Source organism: Salinivibrio sp. ML198, assembly GCF_001996015.1.
In the GTDB taxonomy this organism is placed as follows: domain Bacteria; phylum Pseudomonadota; class Gammaproteobacteria; order Enterobacterales; family Vibrionaceae; genus Salinivibrio; species Salinivibrio siamensis.
In genome coordinates this window covers 16,478-36,188 of sequence record NZ_MUEZ01000019.1, presented here as the reverse complement: position 1 = coordinate 36,188, position 19,711 = coordinate 16,478, and the positions used below count along the sequence as shown (strand labels likewise).

General features: G+C 50.3%; 15 protein-coding genes. 10 read left to right on the top strand and 5 right to left on the bottom strand.

Annotation, left to right across the window (positions count from 1 at the left end):
* Positions 1-132 precede the first annotated feature (132 nt).
* On the top strand, positions 133-1,428 hold the full coding sequence (locus BZG25_RS13065) for a DUF945 family protein (RefSeq protein WP_077639228.1): 1,296 nt from the start codon (positions 133-135) through the stop codon (positions 1,426-1,428).
* 65 nt (positions 1,429-1,493) lie between these two features.
* Positions 1,494-2,234, top strand: coding sequence for a PilZ domain-containing protein (locus BZG25_RS13060; RefSeq protein WP_077639227.1), 741 nt, complete (start codon positions 1,494-1,496; stop codon positions 2,232-2,234).
* Between the two features lie 72 nt (positions 2,235-2,306).
* Here the strand turns inward: BZG25_RS13060 and BZG25_RS13055 are convergent, their stop codons facing one another.
* Complete coding sequence (locus tag BZG25_RS13055; RefSeq protein WP_077639226.1) at positions 2,307-3,929, bottom strand: VRR-NUC domain-containing protein; 1,623 nt, start codon at positions 3,927-3,929, stop codon at positions 2,307-2,309.
* Between the two features lie 47 nt (positions 3,930-3,976).
* Here BZG25_RS13055 and BZG25_RS13050 point away from each other — a divergent pair, with 47 nt between their 5' ends.
* From BZG25_RS13050 to BZG25_RS15995, 3 genes are all read left to right on the top strand, one after another.
* A complete protein-coding gene (locus BZG25_RS13050; protein WP_077639225.1) occupies positions 3,977-5,458 on the top strand; it encodes a phosphatase PAP2 family protein in 1,482 nt (493 codons plus the stop codon).
* Between the two features lie 105 nt (positions 5,459-5,563).
* Positions 5,564-8,662 (top strand): FAD-binding and (Fe-S)-binding domain-containing protein, encoded by a 3,099-nt coding sequence (locus BZG25_RS13045; RefSeq protein WP_077639224.1) that lies wholly within the window; start codon positions 5,564-5,566, stop codon positions 8,660-8,662.
* A gap of 63 nt (positions 8,663-8,725) precedes the next feature.
* Positions 8,726-8,881, top strand: coding sequence for a hypothetical protein (locus BZG25_RS15995; RefSeq protein ID WP_156146643.1), 156 nt, complete (start codon positions 8,726-8,728; stop codon positions 8,879-8,881).
* A gap of 162 nt (positions 8,882-9,043) precedes the next feature.
* Here BZG25_RS15995 and BZG25_RS13040 read toward each other — a convergent pair whose 3' ends face one another.
* Both BZG25_RS13040 and BZG25_RS13035 read right to left on the bottom strand, forming a co-directional pair.
* Positions 9,044-11,197, bottom strand: a complete 2,154-nt coding sequence (locus tag BZG25_RS13040) for a YgiQ family radical SAM protein (RefSeq protein WP_077639223.1) — start codon at positions 11,195-11,197, stop codon at positions 9,044-9,046.
* A 145-nt stretch (positions 11,198-11,342) separates the two neighbouring features.
* Positions 11,343-12,239 carry a LysR family transcriptional regulator gene (locus BZG25_RS13035; RefSeq protein ID WP_077639222.1) on the bottom strand — a complete coding sequence of 299 codons (897 nt, stop codon included), beginning with the start codon at positions 12,237-12,239 and terminating at the stop codon, positions 11,343-11,345.
* Positions 12,240-12,340: 101 nt separating this feature from the next.
* Between BZG25_RS13035 and BZG25_RS13030 the strand changes: the two genes are divergently transcribed.
* Positions 12,341-13,558 carry an MFS transporter gene (locus BZG25_RS13030; RefSeq protein WP_077639221.1) on the top strand — a complete coding sequence of 406 codons (1,218 nt, stop codon included), beginning with the start codon at positions 12,341-12,343 and terminating at the stop codon, positions 13,556-13,558.
* 117 nt (positions 13,559-13,675) lie between these two features.
* Here the strand turns inward: BZG25_RS13030 and BZG25_RS13025 are convergent, their stop codons facing one another.
* Entirely contained in the window at positions 13,676-14,983 is a 1,308-nt protein-coding gene (locus BZG25_RS13025; RefSeq protein WP_158010269.1) for a GGDEF domain-containing protein, read from the bottom strand.
* Between the two features lie 146 nt (positions 14,984-15,129).
* Here BZG25_RS13025 and BZG25_RS13020 point away from each other — a divergent pair, with 146 nt between their 5' ends.
* The 3 genes from BZG25_RS13020 to BZG25_RS13010 all read left to right on the top strand — a co-directional run bounded on the left by BZG25_RS13020 (position 15,130) and on the right by BZG25_RS13010 (position 17,864).
* A complete protein-coding gene (locus BZG25_RS13020; protein ID WP_077639219.1) occupies positions 15,130-15,801 on the top strand; it encodes a hypothetical protein in 672 nt (223 codons plus the stop codon).
* A 62-nt stretch (positions 15,802-15,863) separates the two neighbouring features.
* On the top strand, positions 15,864-16,058 hold the full coding sequence (locus BZG25_RS13015; RefSeq protein ID WP_046073071.1) for a DUF4250 domain-containing protein: 195 nt from the start codon (positions 15,864-15,866) through the stop codon (positions 16,056-16,058).
* Between the two features lie 189 nt (positions 16,059-16,247).
* Positions 16,248-17,864 carry a diguanylate cyclase domain-containing protein gene (locus tag BZG25_RS13010; protein WP_077639218.1) on the top strand — a complete coding sequence of 539 codons (1,617 nt, stop codon included), beginning with the start codon at positions 16,248-16,250 and terminating at the stop codon, positions 17,862-17,864.
* A gap of 63 nt (positions 17,865-17,927) precedes the next feature.
* Here the strand turns inward: BZG25_RS13010 and BZG25_RS13005 are convergent, their stop codons facing one another.
* Entirely contained in the window at positions 17,928-18,428 is a 501-nt protein-coding gene (locus tag BZG25_RS13005; RefSeq protein WP_077639217.1) for an META domain-containing protein, read from the bottom strand.
* 567 nt (positions 18,429-18,995) lie between these two features.
* On the opposite strand from BZG25_RS13005, the gene folE reads away from it, so the two are divergent.
* A complete protein-coding gene (gene folE / locus BZG25_RS13000) occupies positions 18,996-19,652 on the top strand; it encodes a GTP cyclohydrolase I FolE (protein ID WP_077639216.1) in 657 nt (218 codons plus the stop codon).
* The last annotated feature ends 59 nt before the right edge of the window (positions 19,653-19,711 follow it).

The window sequence follows — 19,711 nt, the reverse complement described above, 5'->3', positions numbered from 1 at the left end:
TTCTTATTATTCATTGTCTATTGACCTGTGCGATGGCTTCCATAACAGTTTGCCTTCACAGTATAACGCGTTATCTTCAGCGCCTAATTTTAGTTACACTATGATTTTTCGCATGCCTGAGGCAAAGAAAACATGTTTTTAGGAAAGTATGGTGCCATCGCAGGTGGCCTTGCGATTGTTGCGTGTTGGCCGTTTGCGACTGGCCAAATCGCACAGTCGATGTATGAGCGAGAAGTCGATCAGCGCTCAACGCCAGAATTCACGCTTGAGCAGCAGACCTACGATCGCGGGTATTTAAGCTCGCAGGCGGTCACACATCTCGCATTTCAGGGTGAAACCAAAGCGATGCTTGCGCAGTCGGGCTTACCCGTTAGCTACGAAATCGCCTCAGAGATCTCTCATGGCGTGTTTGGCGTCTCGTCAAGCAACACGTTAGTGATGACGCCTGAGTTACAAGCGATCACCCAAAAAGCGTGGCCAGGTAACCCAACCCCAGTTCGTTTAGAGCTAGATACCTTGATGACAGGGGCATCCGATTATCACCTTACCGTCGCACCTTTTTCGCTATCAGAGGCGAGCAGTAACCTGACCGCGAGTGAGTTAAGCCTACAAGGCGAGATCGACCGCAAAGGACATGTAAACGCAACCTTTTCTTTACCCGCGCTGGCCTTCAACGACGATAGTGGGCAGCAACTGAAAGTGGATAGCGTGTCGGGGTCAGGAAGCGGCTATTTGCAAGATGGTCTGTGGATTGGTGAACAGTCTTTATCGCTCGAGCAAGCGCACTTCAGTGATGTGAGCGGTCAATCGTTAAAGCTGGGCGACGTCAAGCTTGAGATAGGGAACAAGTTGATTACGTCTGAGTCAACGTCAACCCGCGAGCTAAATAACACCAACCAACTGACGGTGGGAACGATTGCGTTACCGAACAACACGCAGTGGCGTAACTTGGTAGTGGCACTCGATGCCAATCATCTTGATTACAGTGCCATGTCCCAAATCGCGTTACTCTCGTCGCAGTGGCAAGAAGGTGGCGCGCCAGTGAGTATGGAGGCCTTTGATCAAGCTTTGGTGCAATTGTTGCAATCGGGGTTATCGATTGATTTGTCGCCCGCCAGCTTAACCGTGCCAGAAGGCGATATCAGTGTCGACATGCACGTCGATGTGAAAGGCAGTGAGCCAACTGGCGTGTTTAATTTGCAGCAACTGGTCAATCAGGTAAGCGGTGATCTTGATGTTTCGGTACCCAATGGGGTGCTGACACAGTCACCGTGGCAAGCAAAAGTACAGGATCTGACCAAAGCGGGTTTTGTCACACAAACAGATAAAAATACTGTGCTGTCTGCCAAAATTGAGGGAAACCAAATCATCACCTCTGATGGCTCTGCCGTACCGCTGGTACAGTTTGTCATGTTTATGCTGATGTAAATGCCGCATGGGCACTGACTTGAGACGTCGGTGCCCTTAGTTATCCATCACAATAAAAGCGAACGATGATGCAGTCCTTGCCTGAACTTAAGGCCAAAAAATACAAAACGGTGAGAGAAGAGACCGTCATAGGGTTACGTGCCGTGGCATTTATGAAGCATGGCACCACGACGCAAGTACAAATAAAGACCCCAGTGGGACAAACGTACCGGTGTGAATGTATCTTTATCGGTTTTGATGGTGAAAAGCGCTTATTCTTTTCGCTACCGACAGAAAACCTTAATCAGGTTAATCAGTTTTTTATTGAAGGTTATCGCTTGGCGGTTGATGCAGTATCTGATGAGGGCGAGGGGGCTAAAGTGCGGTTTGCCTCTAAGATCTCAACCGTGCTCAAAACACCCATTAATTTGGTCATGGTCGAGTTACCGCAACAAGCCAAACTGATACAACAGCGCAAAGATAATCGTTATGAGTTAAACGTCAAAGGGGAAATTCCGCTCGATCATCGTCGTTTGCCCGTTAATCTTACCGATATTTCTGCAGGCGGTTGTGGGTTTAGTTTTGACGCCATTGCGCCTGTGTTTGAAAAACACCACCAAATGGCGATTCAAATCCAAGCACCAAACAGTGACGAGTGTTTTATCTTGAGTGGGCAAATAGAGAACCGCCAACAAAAATGGGGCATGCAACGCTATGGCGTGTCGTTTGACCGCAGCGGTCTCAAACATTGCGAGGCGTTGATTAAACGGCTGGTTTACGATGGTTCCTATTATATTTTTAACCCACATGTAGAAGAGAAAGAGTGACAACGTCACTTTAAAGACGCGGTGGCTGTCGCGAGATTGAGAGCAGGTGATAGATATGTCTCAGTGCGTGCATTATTGGTCTGGCGTCACATACGTCACTTTCGCTGGGATCTCATGCTGTTGAAAAAACTGTAGCCAGCGTGTTTGGTGAGGCTGTAGCGTATCGCCCGGCCCCTTTACTTCCACCCATTGGTAGGATACGCCTCGGCACATAAACAAGTCTGGATGGCCGCGGCGGTTATGGCGACGGTCGAACAAAATACGTTGAAAACAGGCGCGAAGCTGTGTGTCTGTAAGCATGACTAACGCAGCCTCAAGCAGCGGCCACTCTATCACCGACCAATTTACCCACTCGTTAGTGATGCCGTGCTTTTGCTGATAGTGTTGCGCTACCCAATCGCGTGCTCGATCAATCTCGGCGAGGCGCTGATCAATCACTGTCTGCCGTTTAGCGACAAAGTCGTCGCTGTGGAGATCGCGCGGCCCACGTTGAAAAGGGTTAAGAAAGGCGCCACGGACCGGCAAAAACAAAACATCCCAAAAAAACAGCCCAAACAACGCGTTAAGCAAGCTGTTCTCGCTGAACCATACATCCCAGCCTTGCTGACGATAATAATCAGCAACCTCATTTTCGACGCGCTGATTCAGCGGTAAAGCTAACGTCTCGGTGGGTAATGTAGCCGGTTTAGCACGCGCTGAGGGAACCAAGCGGCCGAGTGCGCGAACCGGTTTTTGTTTCGCCAAGCGATAAGCGACGTCAAGCTCTTCCTCATCGTGTGGGGCTTGGAGCATGGTTGCGATGATCGTTGCAGCCGCTTTAATGTCACCTTGCTTTATCAAGATACGTGCGCGTCGTTCTTGGCTGGGTGGCTGAGTGGTGGTTTGATACAGCGACAATGCGGTCGATAAATCATCCTGGCGCTCAAATTCGCGTGCAATGCGATTAACCAAGCGCTGCCGCTTGCGCTCGAGCGGTGCCCAGTCAAAAGGGGCTGGCAAACAGGGTGCTAACGCCAAGACTTCTTTAGGTTGCTTGTTTTTGCGCGCTTGCCACACGATCTCGTTTAATGCGGATAAGTGCAGCCAGTCATTTATTTGGGACCTATGCTCAAATAAGCGATCGGCTTGCCGAATGGGATAGGGCTCAAAGTGTTGGATACCCAGCTCGGCCACCACGAACTGGCTCAAATCCTGGCGTGAATTGCCAAAATACAGCAGGTTTAATACCGGTAAGATGTCTGGCTGGTGGCAGACCACCAATGCATAAGGGCTGTCGAGTGTATTGCCGTAGAGAGCCTCTATCGCCTGCTGCCAATGGCTTTTAGGCGCACTTTTGGCGAGCTCTGTATCAGGAAAAGCCGCCATAAGTTGTGTTTTGGTGAGTAATTTGAATACCACCTCTGCCGGGGCAGTATGGGTAAGGCTAATAAACTGATGTTCAGCTAAGGTGTCGAGCAGCGGCGGCGTTTCACCCAGCTCATCGTAGTGCAGCGAGCCGGCCAAAAACCAGTCGTGACGGCGCATCAGTAAACGCACCAGCAAACACTGTGCTTTGAAGCTAAGCTGTTGAAAGGTCGTCAGCCAATGTCGTTCTTTGTGCGTGAGAAGATCCCAGTCACGTTCGCAGACTAAATCCATCAAGTTTTGAAAGTTATGATGGTAATAATAGGGACTAAGAGGGTCTGGCTGCGTCATTCTTTTCCTTATCTTTCATCAGGACACGTGCATTCAGGAGCCGCCGCATGAAACGGATTATCGCTGTACTATTGTCAGTCTTTAGCGGATTAGTGTCGAGCTATGCCTTGGCTGAGAATGAAACTACGTTCTCCACCGAGCAAGGGATCGCTGGGGTTGCATGCATTATTAGCGATCCAGCCGGACGGCTCTTGCTAGTGAAAGACACAGTGACCGGACGGTATGGTTTGCCCGGTGGGCGGGTTAACTTGACCGAATCACCGAGTAGAGCGCTAGCGCGTGAAGTGTTTGAAGAAACGGCTATTCGCGTCACGGTCGGTAATGTCTATCATCAAGATGAGCGTGGTGTGTTATTTGCCTGTCAAAGCCAGGCACCATTGCCCGTTGTCTCTACGGCGGAGGGAGTGGGTCTTTTGCCGGCTTGGCGCGCGCCCCATTTTGCCTCTGAAGTCGAGCAAGCACGGCTGGTACCGCGCGCCCATGCACAGGATTATCGCTATCGTTTTCGCGACCGTCGTGATCTTTTGTGGTCGCTAGCGGCGAGAACGCCAAGCAGCGATGTCAGTGCCTTGGCCGATTTTAGTGCCTTAGCGCCTGTGTTTTATGTCAGTCAATATCGATGGGTCGCGGGGATACAAACCGCGGTACAGCAAATGAGCGAGGCGGCGAGCTCGACCGTGACCGCGGTATTTAGATTGGTCAATACGCTGGGCGAGACCGCTTTTTACATTGCACTGCTGCCGCTATTTTTGGTCTTTCGTGGCCATAAATCCGCATTATCACTTCTCTTTTTGTTAATAAGCGCGGCGGCAGTGTCGACGACGCTAAAAAGTGGCTTTGCCATGCCAAGGCCGTTTTATTTGTGGCCAGAGTTACAAATCGGCCAGGCAAGCGGTTTTACCGTACCCAGTGGACATACATTGCTTGCAGCGGCAGTGATGACTGCTTGGTATCTAAAACGTCGAGTCACCCACCCACCCGCGTTTGGCGCGCTTGCGGTGGCGTTGTTGGTGATCGTGCTTATGGGGCTGAACCGGATGTACCTTGGGGTGCATTTTGCCAGTGATGTGGTCACTGGCGCTTTGGTCGGCGCCAGTGTTGCTTGGGCGACCGTCAAGCTGGATGCCGTGACAGTGGGTAATGATAGACCCATGTTGGTCACAGGCCGGATCTGGTTTTTAGCGTGCCTTATCATGGCGCTGTTGGCGCTGGCGCTTAAATTACCCAATTTGGTGTATCTGTCAGCGTTAGCAGCGGGTGTCTATACCGGTCAGGTTTGGCATAAGCTCTTTCCTAGCCATAAACCGGCCAGCCAGCTCAATGGCAAACTGTTAACGCTGGCGTGGATTTTTTTCGGTATCGCCGCCATTGTTGGCGCAGCCTGGGGAGTGGCACAGCTGACAGGCCTAAGCTGGATTGTGCTTATTGTCGTGTCAATGGCGGCATGGAGTTTGGGCCCGTGGGTACTGATTGCCAGCCCAGAGCTTGCTAAATGGTCAGGTAAGCGGCTAGGTTGGCGCGAGTGGTGATAAGGATTTGCTAGGTGATCGCTTTGGCTGTGCCAAGAGTTAAGGTAAAGTGACAGCACAACAAAAATTGCACCAGGCATGGTGAGATAGCGCACAGGAACAGCAATGATACCGGCAATCCATCCAGAGGCGGGCCTGTCGTCCGCCGTTGTTGATTTTATCACCGCTTTGCAAACAGCAGGTTTTCAAGGCGACATTGAATCGACCTATGCGAGCCGCCTTGCGGTGGCCACTGATAACAGTGTTTATCAAGCCTTACCACAAGCCGTCCTCTTTCCCGCATCGGTTGATGATCTTCAGCTTATTGGTCAGACCGTCCAAGCCCCAGCTTTTAGTGAGATTAAGTTTTCTCCCCGTGGTGGCGGCACTGGCACCAATGGCCAGTCGTTGACCCAGCATGTGGTGGTGGATGTGTCGCGTCATATGCAACAGGTGCTGGAAGTGAACCCGGAGCAAGGCTGGGTACGTGTGCAAGCAGGCGTGGTTAAAGATCAACTCAATGATGTCTTGCGCCCGTATGGTTACTTTTTCTCACCTGACTTATCGACCAGTAATCGTGCCACGATTGGCGGGATGATCAATACCGATGCCTCCGGTCAAGGCTCGCTACGTTACGGCAAGACCTCCGATCATGTACTGGGTTTAAAAGCAGTGCTCGTGGATGGTAGCGTCCTCGATACACAGCCTCTCAATGCGGATCAGCTTCAGCAAGCGATGTCGCGCGATGATCTCAGTGGCCGGGCGCTGCAAACGGTGTCCTCAGTCTGTCGTGAGCACCGTGACTTGATTACCGAGACCTTTCCACCGTTAAATCGCTTTTTAACCGGCTATGACCTTAAACATGTTTATGATGACACACTCACAGCCTTCGACATTGGTCGCGTGCTGTGTGGCGCTGAAGGGTCCTTAGCGTTTATTGCCGAAGCCAAGCTCAATATCACCCCGATCCCGACCGTGCGGACTTTGGTAAATATTAAATACGACAGCTTTGACTCAGCATTGCGTAATGCACCGATGATGGTAGACGCTAATGCCTTGTCGGTTGAAACCATTGATGCCAAAGTGCTTGATTTAGCGCGTAATGACATTGTTTGGCATACGGTGAGTGACTTGTTGCAAGAAGTGCCCGGCAAAACCATGCACGGCATTAATATGGTGGAGTTTGCGGGGAATGATCCGGGTGAGATAGAGCAGCAGATTACGGCACTTTGTCAGCAACTGGATAGCTTGATTGCTCACAAGCAAAAAGGGGTGATTGGCTATCAGATTTGTCGGGATCTCGCGTCAATCAACAAAATTTACGCGATGCGTAAAAAGGCGGTCGGACTGCTGGGTGCCACAAAAGGTAAAGCCAAGCCCGTTGCCTTTGCCGAAGACACTTGTGTACCGCCGGAACACCTTGCTGACTTTATCAATGAATTTCGGGCATTGCTCGACAGCCACCATTTGCACTATGGCATGTTTGGTCATGTCGATGCGGGGGTACTGCATGTGCGTCCAGCGCTGGATTTGTGTGACCCTGACCAAGAACGCGTAATGAAAACCCTCTCTGACCAAGTGGTTGCTTTGGTTGCCAAGTATGGCGGCTTGATGTGGGGAGAGCATGGTAAAGGCTATCGTTCAGAGTACGGCCCAGCGTTTTTTGGTGAGACCTTGTTTGCGCAGCTTCGCCATATCAAGGCGGCATTTGATCCGCAAAATCGGATGAATCCAGGAAAAATCTGCACACCGATTAATAGCCAAGATGCCTTGGTGAAGGTTGATGACACTAAGCGTGGCTTTTATGACCGTCAAATCCCCGTAGAAGTGCGTGATAGCTTTAAAGGGGCAATGGAGTGCAATGGCAATGGGCTGTGCTTTAACTATGACACCGCCTCACCCATGTGTCCTTCGATGAAGGTCAGTTATGACCGTCGCCATTCGCCAAAAGGTCGCGCTGGGATCGTGCGAGAATGGTTGCGTTTACTGTCTGAGCAAGGTGTCGACCCCTTGGCGGTTGAACAGGCATTGATGACCCAGTCGCCGTCAGTCCGTGAAGTGATGGCCAAATTCGGACGCTATTTTACTCGCCGCAGAGAAGCAGATGATTTTAGCCATGAAGTCATGGAAGCCATGAGCGGTTGCTTGGCGTGTAAGGCTTGTGCTAGTCAGTGTCCGATCAAAGTGGATGTGCCGAGTTTCCGCTCGCGCTTTATGCAGCTCTATTACAGCCGCTATCCCCGCCCGGTGAAAGACCACTTAGTGGCTAACATTGAAACCTTGCTCCCGCTGATGGCCAAAGCACCAAAATGGGTGAATGCGGCGACTCAGCCTCAATGGGCCCAAGGGCTCACTGCGAAGTTAATTGGCTACACAGACACACCGGCGTTGTCGGTGCCGACGCTGGCTCAGTCTCTGGCGGGCGATCATGCGCTTAAGTTTGACTTAGCATGGCTGCAGGCTCTATCCGCGCAAGAGCGTGAGCACTATGTGTTGATCGTGCAGGACCCTTTTACCAGTTTTTATGAAGCGCCCCTGATTCACGATTTGATCAAACTGGCGCGACAACTCGGGAAGGTGCCCATGCTGGTACCCTTTAAACCCAACGGGAAAGCCCAGCATGTAAAAGGTTTCCTCCGTCGTTTCGCCCAGACGGCGCGTAACACCGCTGGCTTTTTAAACCAGCTGGCAGCGTTGAATATTCCCATGGTGGGCGTTGATCCGGCGCTGGTGCTTTGTTATCGCGATGAGTATCAAGAAGCACTAGGTAAGCACCGAGGTAACTTTAATGTGATGCTGAGTCATGAGTGGCTGAGCAGTGTTGTGCCTGACATGCCGGTCGTGACGAGCCGTGATGCTGACCCCTGGTATCTGTTCGGCCACTGCACCGAGAAAACACAGTTGCCTCATGCTGAGCAACAATGGATGGCTTTATTTGCGCACTTTGGTGCGACGCTTAAACCGATTTCTGTCGGTTGTTGTGGTATGGCGGGCACTTATGGCCATGAAGCAGACAAACGCGAAACGTCAGCTGCGATCTATGATTTAAGTTGGTCGCCACAGTTGGCCAACCTACCTAGCGAGAGAGTGCTCGCAACCGGTTACTCGTGCCGTAGCCAAGTGAAGCGGTTTAGTGAGACGCAGTTACAACATCCTTTGCAAATCTTGTTGCGGCTAGCGTGTACGCGAATTGATCGTGCGCGTGTCGATAACGTATCACTATAAAGCTTGCATCTGGGTGGCTTTGTCATACAGTAAAATAAAGAGCTGAAAGCTAAGGTAAAACAAATGCTTAAAACGATTGTTATCATCTTGCTGGTTTTACTCGGGATTACGGCAGCCCAGTACTTGGACGAGGGGACGCAAAAGAAAATTGCGTGGGTGATCGGAGCCATCGCCGGTGTCCTGGCGCTTGGTGTGATTGGTGTTGAGCTTTTCCGTTAGTGGTGGGCGTATCCGACGCGCCATGGTTACGATGATAAAGTAACGCCAACAAACACGCCGCGCTCGTAGTGAAACGCTCGTAGTGAAACGCCCGTAGTAAGATGCCCTCAACGGGGTGTACCACGACGGGCGTTTTTTATTTCATCCTTTTAAAGCAGGCACTTATGCGCGTTTTCCACGCTGGTTATTGCCTCGCCCTTTGTTATTTGGCCGGCGTATATCGGGTTGTTTGGGGTGCTTAGTGGCAAAGCGCTGGGTGCCATGGCGGCCTGAGCGGCGCTGCCGGCCTGTTTTTTCGGGGGCATCTTCTTTTGGGATCAGGCACTTGGGCCCGTTACCAATCAAATGCTGTTTCCCCATATGTACCAAGGCTTCACGGATCAGTGGCCAGTTAGCGGGATCATGGTAACGCAGTAGCGCTTTGTGTAAGCGTCGCTGGCGCTCTCCTTTTGCCACTGTCAGTGTTTCGCGCTTTTTATAGCGTACCCGCTTCAGTGGGTTGGTTTCTGAATGGTACATGGCAGTCGCATTACACATGGGTGATGGGTAAAAGTTTTGCACTTGGTCGCACTCAAAGGCATTCTCTTTCAGCCAGCATGCCAGATGCACCATATCTTCATCCGTACACCCTGGATGCGCGGCAATGAAGTAGGGGATCAAATACTGTTTTTTGCCCGCTTCTTTACTGTATTTTTCAAACAGAGCCTTGAAGCGATCATACGCACCCATACCGGGTTTCATCATTAAATCCAGCGTATTTTTCTCAGTATGTTCTGGGGCGATTTTTAAATAGCCACCGACATGGTGAGTGACCAACTCTTTCACATATTCCGGCGACTCAATCGCCAGATCGTACCGCACTCCCGAGGCAATCAGGACTTTTTTGATTCCCTCTACCTGGCGTGCTTTACGGTAAAGATCAATGGTATGGCGATGATCGGTATTGAGCTTGTCACAAATCTTTGGAAATACACAAGAGGGGCGACGACAGTTACGCTCCGCTTTAGGATCGGCACAGCCGAGTCGATACATGTTAGCGGTTGGGCCACCCAAGTCTGAAATCGTGCCAGTAAAACCAGGCACTTTATCGCGAATATCATTGAGCTCTTCAATGATCGACGCTTGTGAGCGGTTTTGGATGATCCGCCCTTCGTGCTCGGTAATTGAACAAAATGAACAACCGCCGAAACAGCCACGCATAATGTTCACCGAGGTTTTTATCATGTCGTAGGCAGGGATCTTGGCCTTACCGTACTTTGGATGAGGTACTCGCGCATAGGGGAGGCCAAACACATAGTCCATTTCTTCGGTGGTGAGCGGCACCGGAGGCGGATTAATCCAAAGGAGTTGATCGCCATGTTGCTGACCCAACGCCCGCGCGGAGTAGGGGTTGGCTTCCAAATGCATCACCCGGCTTGCATGGGCATACAAAATCCGATCGTTTCTGAGTTTTTCAAACGAGGGCAGGCGAACAAAGGTGTTTTTCGCATCATGCCTAGAAGGGCGAATGGTGATTGGTTTCGCGGCATCCGGCTCTGCTTTTTTGCTGGTTTCGCATTGGGTTTCTGTTGCATAGGGGTTGGGCATGGTCATGCTCTTTCCCGGTTTATCAATGCGGGTGGAATCGACTTCTGCCATACCTTCGGGCGGTGTTTTCATCATCACTGCGGTGCCCGCGATGCGAGTCATATCGGCTAAGGTGTCACCGCGAGATAAACGATGTGCCACTTCTATCAAGGCGCGTTCTGCGTTGCCAAATAGCAATATGTCTGCTTTCGCGTCACATAACACAGAGCGACGGACTTTGTCTGACCAATAGTCGTAGTGTGCTAAACGGCGCAAGCTGGCCTCTATCCCGCCCAATACTATCGGCGTTTGCTTATACGCCTCTCGACAACGTTGAGAATAGACCAAAACCGCACGATCAGGGCGTTTACCTCCCTCGTTATTGGGCGTATAGGCATCATCATGGCGCAGTTTTCGGTCTGCGGTGTAGCGGTTGATCATCGAGTCCATGTTGCCAGCCGTCACGCCAAAGAATAGGTTAGGCTCGCCTAATGCCATAAAATCATCTTTATTGTGCCAGTTAGGCTGCGAGATGATGCCAACACGAAACCCTTGTGCTTCCAATGTGCGGCCAATCACCGCCATGCCAAAGCTAGGATGATCGACATAGGCATCACCGGTTACGATGATGATATCGCAGCTATCCCAACCTAAGATATCCATCTCTTCACGGCTGGTGGGCAAAAAAGGCGCGGGGCCAAAGCAGGCCGCCCAATAAGGGGTGTAATCGTATATAGCAGTCGGTGTCACGTTATGGTCTCTTGGTCAGCCCATTGCAATGAGGACAGGCGATTCAACGATACGCGCATCGTGCGCCAGGGCGGGCGATAAATTAGCCAGCGATTTTAGCGATAATCCTGCATCGAGTATAGGGGTAAATCTGGGGAAAGGTGGCTCAGGATGTCATAGAAGGCTTGGCAGACGGATTGTGTTGTTGCACATAATCAATGAAGGCGCGATCGGCGAGGGACAAGTAACCGTGTTTACGCCAGGCAATCGCAATATCGAGCTTGATCGGTTGTGTAAAGGGGATCCCGACAATCCCCCTTTCATGTTCGGTGACCATATCGAGCAGTGCACTGATCGCAAACCCATGACGGACGATATTCAAAATCATCGCCAGTAAATTGGTTTCTAATGAAAGTTTAGGGGTTATTGCATGCGTATCGCAGACCTGATCGAGGTAATCACGGTGGAAGTATCCCGGACGGAACATGATCAACTCATGAGCGAAAAAGGTGTGGTAATCGAGCGTATGATGTGTGGCGAGCGTATGATCGGTCGCGACAACGGCGACCATCTGCGAGGAAATCAAATGCGTGGTTTCTAACGAATCGGGCACCTCTCTATCGTTAATCACGGCGAGATCCAGCTCACCGTCGAGCAGCATTTGCCGCAGGGAGTGAGTGCCAGCCTCTACCACCGTGAGTTTTAGCGCGGGATAGCGACGGCGGAACCCCATCAGCAACTCAGGAAAAAAATAAGATCCGAGCATACCCGGTACACCGATACGTACCTCGCCTTTTTGCAATCCTTTAAGCTCATCCATGGCTGTGGCTGCATCTTGCATTTGCTGTACGACGCGATAGGCATGCTGCAGTAATACTTGCCCTTCTTGCGTAAGCTGAATGTGCTTTTCATTGCGAATAAAAATCGGCATACCCAATTGATTCTCAAGCTTTTTGATCGCAATACTGAGCGCAGGTTGCGCGATATGCAGACGCTGGGCGGCGAGCGTAAAGCTTTTAGCTTCAGCGACAGCAATCACGTGGCGGAGCTGTTTGACGTCCATGACTATAAATAAAATATATAAGGAGGATATATTTAATATATTTTATTAATTATAAAGCGGTTGTTAGCATGATCACATCTTAGCCCACTGGTGAGGTTTTCATGATAGAGCTTGGCTCACCACGTTACCGACTGACGGCGTTTGCGCTCGCGTTCGGCTCGTTTTTGATTTTTTGTAACCTTTACTTGTTTCAACCTATGCTACCTGTCTTTGCCGCGGCTGATGGGATCAGTGAAACACGGGCGAACTGGCTACTTGCGGCCACCACTTTAGGTCTTTCTTTTTCACTGGTGCCTTGGGCCGTGCTGTCGGAGCGAATCGGCCGGCGCCCCGTGATGCTGGTGAGCCTTTGGATGCTTCCCGTGATAGGCCTTATGATCGCCAGCACCTCTTCTTTTTGGATCATCGTCGGTTTACGGGCTTTAGTCGGCATTGCGCTGGGTGGGTTTGCCGCGGTTGCGGTCGCGTATATGGCAGAAGAATTCTCACCGGAGGCGCTGGCAATTGCCGTGGGTAGCTATATCAGTGCTAACTCACTGGGGGGGATCTCGGGTCGTGTATTCGGTGGGATGATGACAGATTGGTGGGGCTGGCATGGCGCGGTGATGGCGATGGCCGTGCTCTCCTTGGTAGGTGTGGCCATCGTGAGTAAACTTTTGCCTCGTCAGCGTTATTTTTCGCCTGGCAATACCTCCTTACTGGCCCATTCTCGCGGGGTGCTCACGCATCTTCGCACCCCCAAATTGTGGATGGCGATGCTGATTGGCGGTGTCAACTTTGCGTTATTCGTGAATTTGTTTTCGGTGATGGCGTTTCGCTTGGTGGCTGCGCCTTACCAATTGCCAGTCAGTTTGGTGTCTTCAGTATTTGTTTGTTACCTCGCCGGCACGGTGACATCACGATTGAGCGGGCGCTGGGTGCTGCACTTTGGCGCGATCAAAGGCATGGCTTTCGGAACAGGGGTGGCCATGCTGGGGGTGTTGGTGACCTTGAGCAGTCAGGTGCTTTGGATGGTGGTGGGGTTATTAATTGTAAGCGGTGGCGCGTTCTTTACTCACTCACTCGCTTATGGATGGGTAAGTCGTCAAGCCGCGCAGGGTAAAGCAACGGCAACAGCCTTGTATCTGGTGCATTATTATATTGGTGGTAGTCTCGGTGGGTTTTATCTTATCGCAGCTTGGCAACACTTTGCATGGCCCGGCGTGGTGATTGCGGCCCTAGTGCTTATCACGATTTTATTGGGACTGGTATTTGGCCTTTCTCGTGTCATGCGCCGACGTCGCGAAAGCCAGCGCCAAACGTCTGTTGTGGCATCCTAAGCGTTAACTCGGTGCGGAGAAAAAGGCGTTGCCCAACGCCCATCCAAGAGAGCGTCTCGCGATGACTGTACTTTCTCCTGCCTGTCTCTGATTGTCTTTTTGCGACCGAATGCTTCGCTAAAGCGATGTTTCGGTGGGCATATCGATATTGTCACGGCTGACAGAGTTTCTGGCGTCAAACCCCGTCTGTTTGCCTGGCTGGTAAGTACGTATGCAATTTCGCCCTTCGGCTTTTGCTTGGTAGAGAGCACTGTCGGCGCGCTCTATCAAGGATGAAAGCGTATCGCCTGGTTGTAGCGTGGAAAGGCCTATCGACGCGGTGACTTTCAACGGAGTACGGCTTTCATCAATATAGACATCCATCTCTCTAATTTCACCCAGCAAACGCTCGGCGATTTGTGCGGTGATTTCGCCATTACATTTAGGGAGGAAGACAATAAATTCCTCGCCACCAAAGCGACCGAAAATATCTGCCTTTCTCAAGCGCTCTTGTACGGTGCGAGTAAATGATTGCAAGACCACATCGCCTGCGTAGTGACCCCACTTGTCATTAATTCGCTTGAACTTATCCAAATCGAGCAGCAAGACGGAGAATGGCGAGTGCCGCTCTTCACTAACGGCCAGAGCGCGCATGGCCAGCTGTAATAGCATTCGGCGGTTATAGATACCGGTTAATGGGTCCAGCGTCGCCTGCCGGTAAAGGCGCAAAATCATGTGGAGTTGAGAAAGCTGTGACCATACCACCATGAACGCAATAACGGTTTGTAGCCAATACGAAGCAATATTATCTGGACTGGTCATGGTGCCGCTGAATGAATCAACCCATAAGTGGCAAATCAGGGTAATCGACATCAAGAGTATGCTTTCCCGCATTGTGAGCGGGAAGATGGTCAGCATGACAATCTGAATAATGGGCAGCAAGGTGTAGCTGTAAGAGAATGCCGCGTTGTCGGTGGGAAAGCCTAAAGTGTGGCTGGCGGATAAATAAAAGGCGTTGGTAGCAAGCACCATGACGACCAAGCCAAGTTTCGCTGATTTGAGATTATTAGCGCGATTGACCGCGTAACCAATGGTAATAAGCATACCCGCTAACAAAAGGCGTTGTAGCGAGAGCTGCGCAGCAGCCGTTTTGTCAGCGAGGAACAAAAAATCAGCGGGTGACCAGGCAATGGTCAGGGCGGCCCATACGTAACACAACACGCACAAGCGGCTGCGCAGATAAGTGCTGCGTGTATTATTAAAGCTGTTTGCGTGCTTTTTAGCACTCCACAGTTCAAGGAACGATATTTGCAGCTTGTAGATAATATGGCCTAAGGTTTCACTCATCATTGCACTCATTGTTGTTCCCGCCTGTGCAAAGGTTCCAGTTGCGTCCGCCGCTTTGGTATTATCCTGCTGCGCGGTCATGTTATTTTTTTCTGTCATAAAGGTTGGTATAAGCGTGCAAACATGCCAGTTTGTTGTTTGTTTTGACTGTGTTTCTTGCATTCAATGTGATCTAGCCAACTTTTTAATGCAATGAAACGAATAATTGACCATTTTTTATTGAGATACGTAAGGTGCTTTTCACTATGTATACGTTACTTGCTCCTGCGGTTGCCTCGGCAATTCTAGGGGCACAGCTGGTGCTCTCACTGGCGCTATTGAAAGGAGAAATATGCCCAGGCCAGCGGGGCCGATTCCATCGTGCTTTCTGGGTGCCTGTTTTTGCGTGGTTGATCTTAGTTCCATTTACGTTGTTCGCCAGTTTACCCTTTTTGTTGTTAGGGATTTTTGCGTTTCGATCAAAAACAGGCAAAACACGTCACTCCGGTCCCATTCCTTTGCTTCATGTCGCAAATTTATTGGGTTTTGTTGCATGGATTATCATACTTGCCACGCACGGTGGCGGGATGCTGATGATGGGAGGCTTGCAACTAGTGATTCTTGGGGCGAGCCTTGGCCATAGTTTGTTAGTGCGTGCGCGCTCGCGATTGCAAGCTTTTGATCGCTTGCTCCCTGTGAGCAGTGTATTAGCCTTTATGGGCGTGATGGTGATGGCCGCACTGTTGTCAGCGGTTAGCCCATCGGCAACGAGTGACATCAATGCCATTATGGCTGGTGCAGGCCTAGGTTTGCTTGGGGTGGCCGCACAGATTTGGCACCTGCTTAAACAAACATCGCCTGTGTTTTGGCGCGTGAGTGTTGGTTTTGGATTTATGCTGTTGGCCAATATCAGTTTGACACGGCTTGTCATTGCTTGATTGGGCAGTTTTTCGTCTAGGATCTATACTCAAAGTGCGTGAATTCAGTGCAAGGAGAGGGTATGGATATCCACAATATCAGCCGATTAGATGGTGCTATCTTCTATGGCATTGTGAATGAAAGACTGCGTCTAGAGTGTGATAGTTTGGAAGCACTGATGGCGCATTTAGACCTCGACCACGATCAGTTGCAAAGTAAATTTGATGATATTGGTTGTGAGTACGACCCACTCACCAACCAATTAAAGCTTAAATAACGTCTAGGCTGCGACTCACTGCACACAGTGAGTCGCATTTCTTGCCGCCTTTTGACAGACCCGCGACACGTCCTGCCATTTTGTTAAAAATTTGATCGTTTATTAGTCTGCCCACTACGCTTATAGAGGGAGAGAGTCAGTGAACCTTCTGTTTTATCACGTGGATTATTCTTTATAAGGACGACACTGATGCCGCGAAGAGCATGGAGCGTAATTGTATTAACCGCACTGATCGGTGTGGGATTTGCAGCCTTAACCGCCCACTTATTGTATCAAAAAGAGCAAGAGGCGATTCGTAAAGAGCTGCATAAAGACGTGAATAATGCCGCAATGGCGTTGGCGCGCGAGGTCAACCTTGGCCTTGAACTGCTCTACGCGGTTAAGAATCATTTTGACGCGGGTCACCGATTGGACGCGCGTAATTTTCAGCCGCTGACATCCGGTGTACTGAAACGCCACCCAAGCTTTAAGTCGATAGAGTGGGTGGATATCGTGATGCACCATCAGCGCCGGCATTATGTTCAGGGAATGGAAGAAAGGGGTGACCCGTCGTCAGGGTTTAATATTGTCGAACTAAGCCCAAACAATCAGCTGATCCCTGCTAAGCGGCGTGACATGTATTTTCCGCTGAGATTCACCTCTGGCGAGAACAGTGAAGCGTCTGTTATTGGTTACGATCTTGGTTCCACGCCAGTCACCCGTCAGGCATTGAAAACCAGCTTTAATACCGGCGTGCCTGTCGCCACCCCTGCTACCACTATCGAGCGCGCCTATGGCAATGTACGCGGCTTTTTGTTGATCATGCCTATCTTATTAGATCCAGAGCAGCTGGGTGGAGAAGACACGCGAGATTTACGCGGGTTTCTGGTGGCGGTGATTGATGTGAATACCTTGGTTAATTTGGCGATCGACACCGTCATTAATGATGGGATTAATTATACCCTGATTGATGCGACCGACCCGAGTCATCGCCAAGTACTTCATACGCAGCGGGTGGAATTGGCACAAATGAAAGACTCACTGGCGCAACAGCCCGCCAAGCCTATTTTCTTCGCGGGTCGCGAGTGGGAATTGATTGGCTATCCGACCGTCAGCTACATGCAGGCAAGGCAAAGCTGGGTGCCGTTGTGGACGTTTCTCATTGGCAGTGGCATATTTTTGGTGATTTGCTATCTGCTTTATCGCCTGCAGTCTCGCGCCTACAGTGTTCAGGTACAAGTTGATCAAAAAACACACGCATTGAAAGAAGCCAATAGTCGACTGGAGTCGATGACCAAGTGTGATGGGTTGACGGGATTACATAATCGCACCCAGTTTGAGCAGGAGCTCGAACGTGAGATCCAGCGTGCACTTCGTGATGAAGCGCCTTTGAGCCTGATGGTGGTAGAGATCCAACACCTGTCTAATTACAACAACCAGTATGGACGCATTGCCGGTGATCAGTTGATCCGACAAATTGCACAGGTACTGGATGAGATGCTTAAACGGCCCGGTGATTTGGTATGTCGGTTTACCGGTAGCCAGTTTGTTGCCATCTTGCCGCGCACAGAAGGCGCAGAGCGATTGGCTGATGAGTGTGTAAAAGCGGTGAAACGATTAAAGGTAGAGTTTGAAGGAGAGCCGGAAGATCGGGTCAGGGTATTTGTTGGCGGGGTAACGGTCAGCGATCAAAAAGAAATGACTGCCTCGCGATTACATGCTTATGGTGAAATTGGCTTGACCCGTGCGAAAGCGGACAATGATACTGGGTGGCACTGGATGGAAATCAGCGCGCCGTTGCAGGACAATAAAAGCATTGACCCTTAAAAACCAGAGCGGTACAGATGCACCGCCCTTGTATGTTTCTAAGGTTTAAACGCTGACGCGAGGTTAGTACTCTTCACCTTTATTGAAGCGGGAATCAACCACAGGGCTTTTGAGTAGGGGATCTTCCTCAGTGTTTTGCGTGTTAGCCGCGGTGAATAATAACGTATGCGTCTCGTTACTGAGCATAAGATGATTATTACGTATTGTTGCATCACTCCATTGGCTTAGAACCTGACTCATGGTTTGTTCGAGTTCCATCGCACTGGACGAACACGCCATCTTAGTACTGGCCATTGGCGCCACTTTGAAGCGATTACTATTCAGTTCAGCGTTACCAAAATAACGGTTACAGCCACTAAAGCCGCTAACACCCATGTCCTTATTAATGGTAAGCGTTGGGGTTCCTTCCGCACTGATAGCCTGTTGATCGACCATGGTCAGTTGCCATTGCTGGGCAACGCCAGAGCTTGTCACGCTGCCATCGTCACCGCCGGCATACTGGCCGTTACTACAAGCGGTCACCCCGGCAGTGAGCATGACTGCCATCAACACGTGTTTTTTCATAATGACTCCTTAGTCACTAACAGTGGGTTTCAATTCAAGCGTAGCCAAGTTAGTAACAAGTATGCCAATAAAAATGTGAGTTTATGTCAAGCCAATGTCTTTTATGTTGGGCGATAAAAAAAGCCCCCGGTAGAGGGGGCAAGATATACCATCGCGTGTCTTATTATTATTGAAATCTTGTCTTGGTGGTGTTTATTGCACCAGCACAATTCACTGAGCGAGTATGGCTGACGCCACGGTTGGTTAGTCGCAGGAAATCAACTGATGAGATTACCAAATAAAAATGACAGTTTAGTTTCACTCAGAAGACTTGATAACGAAGGATGACATCTTGGCGACAGCGTAGGTCGCACATGACGACATCATTTCTGAGCGAAGATGTTCATTTTCCTTGACAATTTTGCCATTGAGGCTGTCCACTAAGGCATCAGGCAGTAAAACCACAGCATTCGCGAGGTGTATTTTTTGGATATTAACGTTATGCTTCTATTTAGTGACAGCACTGATCCGACACTGGCTACAGTGTGTAAGTAGAAGAACGGCTAGGGCAGACCCAAAAAGGAATCCATCATGGCATTGAGCGATGCTGCAAAGAAAGTTCAGGAAGCGTTGGTTGCTCGCGGTATTGAAACCCCAATGACGGCGACATCTCCGATGTCTTCTGAAGAACGAAAAGAAAAAATTGAATTTCATATGCGTGAAATTCTGCAGTCGATCGATTTAGACCTGACCGATGATAGTTTGGCCGAGACACCGGCGCGAATTGCGAAGATGTATGTCGATGAGATTTTCTCAGGCTTGGATTACGCGCAATTCCCCAAAGTCACCATGATTGAGAACAAGATGGGTTGCGATGAGATGGTGCGCGTTAAGGACATTTCAGTGACCAGCACCTGCGAGCATCACCTTGTTACCATTGATGGTCGGGCAACCGTCGCCTACCTTCCTAACCAAAAAGTGCTTGGTCTGTCCAAGATAAACCGGATTGTGCGTTTCTTCTCGCAACGTCCGCAAGTGCAAGAGCGACTAACACGTCAGGTGTTGGTGGCATTGCAAACGCTGCTGGAAACCGAGGACGTAGCGGTGCGTATTGAAGCGACGCATTATTGCGTGAAATCTCGTGGTGTCATGGATGCCAACAGTGAGACGACCACCACCGCACTCGGTGGCTTGTTTAAGAAGAATGCGGCAACACGTGCTGAGTTTTTGCACGGGATTCAATAACGCCCATGCTCAAACGGCAGATGTTCAAAAAGCCCCACTCTGGTAACAGACTGGGGCTT